Raw genomic sequence first — 5,954 nt, 5'->3', positions numbered from 1 at the left:
CATGCACAAGGGACAAGCGCTGACGAAGATTTGACGCCTACAAGTCCAACGCGCGCACCGTGTCGCGCAGCGCCGGCACGAGCTCCGCTTCGAACCAGCGATTCTTCGCCAGCCACGGTTGGTTGCGCGGGGACGGATGCGGCAGCGGAAGCTGACCCTGTGGCAGGTACTCGCGCCACGCCTTGACCGTGTCGCTCAGCGTCGCCTTGCGGCGATCGCCGAGATACCTAGCTTGCGCATATTGCCCGATGAGCAAGGTCAGCTCGACCTGGCGCAAATGGGCATGCAGTTTTCCATGCCAAAGCGGTGCACATTCCGGCCGCGGCGCCTGGTCGCCGGAGCCGGCCTTGCCCGGATAGCAGAAGCCCATCGGCACGATGGCGACCTTGCGCGGATCGTAGAACTGCGCCGAGGCGAGGCCGAGCCAGTCACGCAGCCGCTCGCCGGAGGCATCGCCCCACGGGATGCCGCTCTCGTGCACCTTCCTGCCGGGCGCCTGGCCGACGATGCACAGTCGCGCCGAGCGTCCGGCCTGCAGCACCGGCCGCGGGCCGCAGGGCAGGTCGGCAGCACAGTGTCGGCACGCGCGGATTTCTTCGAGCAGTTGCGGCAGCGTTTGAGTCATCGCTTGTCGAAGAGCTAGAGCAGTGTTCCTTGCTCCGGCGGATAAGTGATCGCTGTTCCGTCGACGTGTGCAAATGGCGTGAGCGTATGCGTGCGATGGCTCGTCTCGGACAGGATTTCGACTACCGGTATGCCGCGCACGAGCAATGCATCGGCCACCAGCGAGCGATGGCACCGCCACGGCACGGCTTCGGCGCACATGATCGCGACGAGTTGCTGCCGACTCATCCGGATCAGTGTTTCGAGTCCATCCTCGAACGCCGCAGTCTGCATGTAGTCGGCGTAGCCGCGAAAACCCTTGTTGCGCCAGCCGGCGTTGACGGAATCCTTGCGCGCATGGCGCAGTCCGCCGAGCGCCGCCATGTGCACATAGTCGATTCGCTCCGCGGCGAGACTGGCGGCGAGCACACCGCCTTGGAACTGCGGATTGTGGCGCGACGCCGGCACCGTGCGGATGTCCACGAGCCGTTCGACGGCATAGGTTTTCAGCAGCGTGATGAAGCGTTCGATCGGCAGCGTCGAATGCCCGACGGTGAAAACAGTGCCGTCCGGCCAAGGCGTTTCTTGCGGCAACAGATGAGTGGAGGCGGAGCTGGAACGCGAGGACATTTGCAAATCACGATCATGCAGGCTTCGTCCATGATGCCTGCATGATCAGCGATAGGCCACAAAGCGCGAAAAGGGCCCGACTCAATTTACGTGATGATCGGGCGCGACAGTGCCGTCTGACCACTTGCGCACGGGAACGAGAAACACGGTGACCGGATCGACGTCGCTGCCCTCGAACGCAATGATCGGTGAGGCGGGCAGATTCGCGCCCCAGAACGAAGTCGCAACGCGCGGCAGGAAGAACATCAGGTGTGGCATCCAGTGGCTGTCCTTGTCGGATAGATAAGCGCGTGGCGACAGCATGTAGCACATTGAGCCCGGATCGGGAGCGATGAAGGATTTGTTCGCGTATGCGGCTTTGCTGCGCTCGATCATTTCCTGTTTGGAGGCGCCGGCCAGTACCCACTCGCTGCGCTTGAGGAACTGCGGCACGACGGAATGCGCAGCTGGCGCGTTGAAACAAATCGGCGAGCGCAGTTTGGGATTCCAGAACTCTGCATTTTCGAAACCTGCCCCCCAGGAACGTTCCACGATGCAGACGAAACCGTTCTTGCCCTTGACCGCGGTTTCGAAGCCGTGGTTGCCGAGAACCAGCACTTCGGCGTCGGCCGAAATCGATGGCGGAGCGGCGCTGCGCGCAAGGGCGATTTCGTCGTCACGATTGGCGATGCGGTATTGCTCGATCGGCGCCATCGTCGGGTAGCGCGCGGATTTGCTGACCTGTGCGTGGATGGAGCTGGCGCTGGCCAGCATGAGGACGATCAGGAAAAATTTTGTCACGAGGTTCTCCGGTGGTTTTGAAAGGCAACGGCTTGCTCCTCGATGACGTTCGCCGGTAGGCGGAATCGACAGATTCGCGAAAAAGGGAAATTCGCTGCGCGCTCACGGAAATGCGGGTTTCCTTAAGTTTCTTTCACGTTCACTCAAAACGTGCTGCGATGCAGCATAATGCTGTCATGGAAACGATTTCGGCTCTCGAAACCACGCTGCCAGCGGCGACCGTATCGCCGCGCCACCGCGCGCTGATCCTCGTCGCGCTGACCTTCGGCGGCTTCGCCATCGGCACGAGCGAGTTCTCGGCGATGGGCCTGATGCCTGAGATGGTGAAGAGCTTCGGCGTGAGCGAGCCGCAGGTCGGACACATCATCAGCATGTATGCGCTCGGTGTCGTCGTCGGTGCGCCGCTGCTGGCGATCCTCGGCGGGAATCTGCCGCGTCGCGTGCTGCTCCTGTTGCTGATGGGCTTCTATGCGCTCGGCAACCTGGCCAGCGCGTCGGCGCCCGACTACGTGAGCATGATGCTGGCGCGCTTCGTCGCCGGTCTGCCGCACGGCGCGTATTTCGGCGTCGCCGCGCTCGCGGCAGTGGCGATCAGCAAGCCGGAGGAACGCGGCAAGGCGGTGAGCCTGGTCATGTTCGGCTTGACCGTGGCGATCCTGATCGGCAACCCGATCGCGACGTGGATGGGGCAGACGATAGGCTGGCGCTGGGCGTTCGTCATGGTGGCCAGCGTGGCCGTGGCGACCGTCGCGCTGATCGCGATGTTCATGCCGAACGACAAGGTCGAAGCGCCGAAACATCCGCTCGACGAATTGCGTGCGTTCAATCGTTTGCCGGTGTGGCAGGCGCTCGCGATCGGCGCTGTCGGGTTCTCCGGCCTGTTCTGTGTTTTCAGTTATCTCGCGCCGACGATGATGCAGGTGACCCAGGTGTCGGCGAAATGGATTCCGCTCGGCCTCGCCGGTTTCGGCCTCGGCGGCGTGATCGGCAATTTCCTCGGCGGCTGGTTGTTCGACCGCCTGCGTTTCCGCGCGGTGCCAGCGATCCTGCTTGGCGCGGCCGCGATGCTGCTGCTGTTTCCGCTCGCCGCGGGTTCGTTGTGGACACTGCTGCCGATCACCATTGCGGTCGGCATGATGGGTGCGCTCGGTCCGGTGTTGCAGACGCATCTGATGGACGTGGCCGGCGAAGCGCAGACGCTCGCCGCCGCCTCGCATCACGCCGCGTTCAATGCGGCGAACGCGCTTGGTCCCTGGCTCGGCGGCATGGCGATCTCGGCGGGCTTCGGCTGGACCTCGACCGGCTACGTCGGCGCGATCACGGCGCTGCTCGGCGTGCTGATCTACGCCTGGGCCGCGACCACGCTGCAGCGTCCGAAGCTGGAAACCTGCGAGGCCTGCTGAGCCTCGCGGCGACGGGCGCAGGATTTGCCGGCACAGGTTTTTGGTTTACGGTACGCGCCCACATCGAGGAGTTGCCATGATCAGCGCATCGAAGCCGGCCCGCGCATGTCCGAGGCCAGCATCCACAACGGCGTCATCTATCTCGCCGGACAGGTGGCCGACGACGCGAGCGTCGACATCGAAACGCAGACGCGGCAGGTACTCGCCGCGATCGACGCCTTGCTCGCCGCGGCGGGCAGCGACAAGACGCGCATCCTGCGCGCGCAGATCTACCTCGCCGACATCGGCGATTTCGCCGGCATGAATCGCGCCTGGGATGCCTGGGTCGTGCCCGGGAACGCGCCGTCGCGAGCGACGGTCGAGGCGCGGCTGGCGAAATCGGAATGGAAGGTCGAAATCGTCGTGACTGCCGCAGTGTGATCGCGGGGCGCGATTGGCTTGATGCTAAAGTACCCGGCTCATTGCATCAGCGAGTAAACGTCGTGAACCCTTCGAATTTCCACTCCATCGGCACTCCAGGTCAGCCTTGGGGCGAGGCCGAAAAAGCGGTCTGGCTGTCGCACCAGGCGCGCAAGCGCAGCTACGAAACCGACGTGCTGAGCGTCATTGATCGCTTGCGCGAACGCTTCGACGTGAGCGAATACGGTCGCCTCGACTATGCGCTCGAATCGTTCCCGTTGTTCGCAATCCGCAGCCGCAACTGGCGCGAGGATCTTCCGTACGCACTCGTCACCGGCGGTGTGCACGGCTATGAAACCAGCGGCGTGCACGGCGCGCTGCAATTCGTCGACCTGCATGCAGCGGACTACGAGGGTCGCGCCAACCTGCTCGTCGTGCCCTGCATCAGCCCGTGGGCGTACGAGCGCATCCATCGCTGGAATCCGTTCGCGATCGATCCGAACCGCTCGTTCCGCGAGAACAGCCCCGCGCCCGAATCGGCGGCGCTGGTGAAGCTCGTCGCGCCGCTGCGCGATCGCTTCCTTGTGCACATCGATCTGCACGAGACCACCGACAGCGACGAATCCGAATTCCGTCCGGCACTGGCCGCGCGCGATGGCAAGCCGTTCGATCCGCAGGGCATTCCCGACGGCTTCTATCTGGTCGACGACAGCGAGCATCCACAGCCCGAATTCCAGAAGGCGGTCATCGACGCGGTGGCAAAGGTCACCCACATCGCGCCGGCGGATGCGAAGGGCGAGATCATTGGCTCGCGCGTGACTTCGCCGGGTGTGATCGAATACGCGCTGAAAAAACTCGGTCTCTGCGCGGGCGTCACCAACGCACAGTACAAGACCACCACCGAGGTCTATCCCGACAGTCCGCGCGCAACGCCGGAGCAATGCAACGCCGCGCAGGTGGCCGCCGTACGCGCGGCGCTCGATTACTCGCTGGCACACGACAGGTAGGTACTGAAGGAAACCGGATTCACCGATCAATAGGCTAAGGCGAAGGCAGGCTCTCCATGACAACTCCTCCGCGCAAGACAGTCGACGATTTCGATCCCGAGGTGTTGCGCCTGTTCGACCAGTACGTGCATGGCGTGATCGATCGCCGTGCATTTCTCGGCGCCGCGGCGCGCTTTGCCATCGGTGCGACGACGGCGATCGGGCTGCTCGAGGCGTTGAACCCGCAATTCGCCGCCGCGCAGCAGGTCAAGCCGGACGACTCGCGGCTGTCGGCGAAGTACATCGAGTTTGCGTCGCCCAAGGGCTACGGCAGCGCGCGCGGTTATCTGGTGAAGCCGGCCAAGGCGCGTGGACCTTTGCCGGTGGTTCTTGTCGTGCACGAGAACCGCGGACTCAATCCGCATATCGAGGACGTGGTGCGCCGGCTCGCCCTGGAGAATTTCATCGCCTTCGCGCCAGATGCGCTGTTTCCGCTCGGCGGCTATCCGGGCGACGAGGACAAAGCGCGCGCCGAATTCGCCAAACTCGAGCAGACGAAGACGCGCCAGGATTTCCTCTCCGCTGCGCAGATGCTGCGCGGTATCGACGGCAGCAATGGGCGTCTCGGCGCAGTCGGATTCTGCTACGGCGGCGGCATCGTCAATTTCCTCGCGACGCAATTACCGGATCTCGCCGCGGCCGCACCGTTCTATGGCACCGCTCCGCCGGCGGAAGACGTGGCCAGAATCAAGGCCGAAATTCTGATCGTGCTCGCTGCCAATGACGAACGTGTCAATGCGGGATGGCCGGCCTACGAGGCCGCGCTGAAGCAGGCCGGCGTACGCTATTCGCTGTATCAGCCTGCGGGAACGCAGCACGGATTCAACAACGACACCACGCCGCGTTACGACGAGAGCGCGGCGCGCGAAGCATGGAAACGCACCTTGGCTCTGTTCGAACGCAGCCTGCGCAAGGCCGCTGCCAAGGCAAGCTAGCGCTCGCGTCGGGGTGCGCGGTGCGGACCCCGACATCGATGCGGTTGCGCGGACTCAATCCCCGAGGCGGTAGCTCACCGGCACTTCGACGCTCGCGACCACGGGCTGGCCGTTGTGCAGCGCGGGCTCGAATTTCCACCGACGTACTTCGTTCATCG

The 5,954-nt window shown here is 64.0% G+C and carries 8 protein-coding genes; 4 read left to right on the top strand and 4 right to left on the bottom strand.

Translation table 11 applies throughout. The features are described from left to right. Nucleotides 1-37: 37 nt before the first annotated feature. The 3 genes from VF497_RS04915 to VF497_RS04905 form a co-directional block, all read right to left on the bottom strand. A complete protein-coding gene (locus tag VF497_RS04915; RefSeq protein WP_330886522.1) occupies nt 38-625 on the bottom strand; it encodes a uracil-DNA glycosylase family protein in 588 nt (195 codons plus the stop codon). A 14-nt stretch (nt 626-639) separates the two neighbouring features. Next, a complete protein-coding gene (locus VF497_RS04910; RefSeq protein ID WP_330886521.1) occupies nt 640-1,233 on the bottom strand; it encodes a DUF488 domain-containing protein in 594 nt (197 codons plus the stop codon). A gap of 81 nt (nt 1,234-1,314) precedes the next feature. Next, a complete protein-coding gene (locus VF497_RS04905) occupies nt 1,315-2,013 on the bottom strand; it encodes a hypothetical protein (RefSeq protein ID WP_330886520.1) in 699 nt (232 codons plus the stop codon). 176 nt (nt 2,014-2,189) lie between these two features. Between VF497_RS04905 and VF497_RS04900 the strand changes: the two genes are divergently transcribed. The 4 genes from VF497_RS04900 (at nt 2,190) to VF497_RS04885 (ending at nt 5,796) form a co-directional block, all read left to right on the top strand. Then, nucleotides 2,190-3,416: an MFS transporter gene (locus VF497_RS04900; RefSeq protein WP_330886519.1), complete on the top strand. Its 1,227-nt coding sequence runs from the start codon at nt 2,190-2,192 to the stop codon at nt 3,414-3,416. A 24-nt stretch (nt 3,417-3,440) separates the two neighbouring features. Further along, nucleotides 3,441-3,836 carry a RidA family protein gene (locus VF497_RS04895; protein WP_330886518.1) on the top strand — a complete coding sequence of 132 codons (396 nt, stop codon included), beginning with the start codon at nt 3,441-3,443 and terminating at the stop codon, nt 3,834-3,836. 62 nt (nt 3,837-3,898) lie between these two features. Then, nucleotides 3,899-4,822 carry a M14 family metallocarboxypeptidase gene (locus VF497_RS04890; protein ID WP_330886517.1) on the top strand — a complete coding sequence of 308 codons (924 nt, stop codon included), beginning with the start codon at nt 3,899-3,901 and terminating at the stop codon, nt 4,820-4,822. 56 nt (nt 4,823-4,878) lie between these two features. Further along, a complete protein-coding gene (locus tag VF497_RS04885) occupies nt 4,879-5,796 on the top strand; it encodes a dienelactone hydrolase family protein (protein WP_330886516.1) in 918 nt (305 codons plus the stop codon). A gap of 54 nt (nt 5,797-5,850) precedes the next feature. On the opposite strand, the gene VF497_RS18500 is transcribed toward VF497_RS04885, so the two are convergent. Beyond that, complete coding sequence (locus VF497_RS18500; RefSeq protein ID WP_414706842.1) at nt 5,851-5,952, bottom strand: energy transducer TonB; 102 nt, start codon at nt 5,950-5,952, stop codon at nt 5,851-5,853. Between the last annotated feature and the right edge of the window lie 2 nt (nt 5,953-5,954).

It is taken from the genome of Rudaea sp. (genome assembly GCF_036383415.1).
Lineage (GTDB): Bacteria > Pseudomonadota > Gammaproteobacteria > Xanthomonadales > Rhodanobacteraceae > Rudaea.
This window is presented reverse-complemented; position numbering and strand designations above follow the sequence as displayed.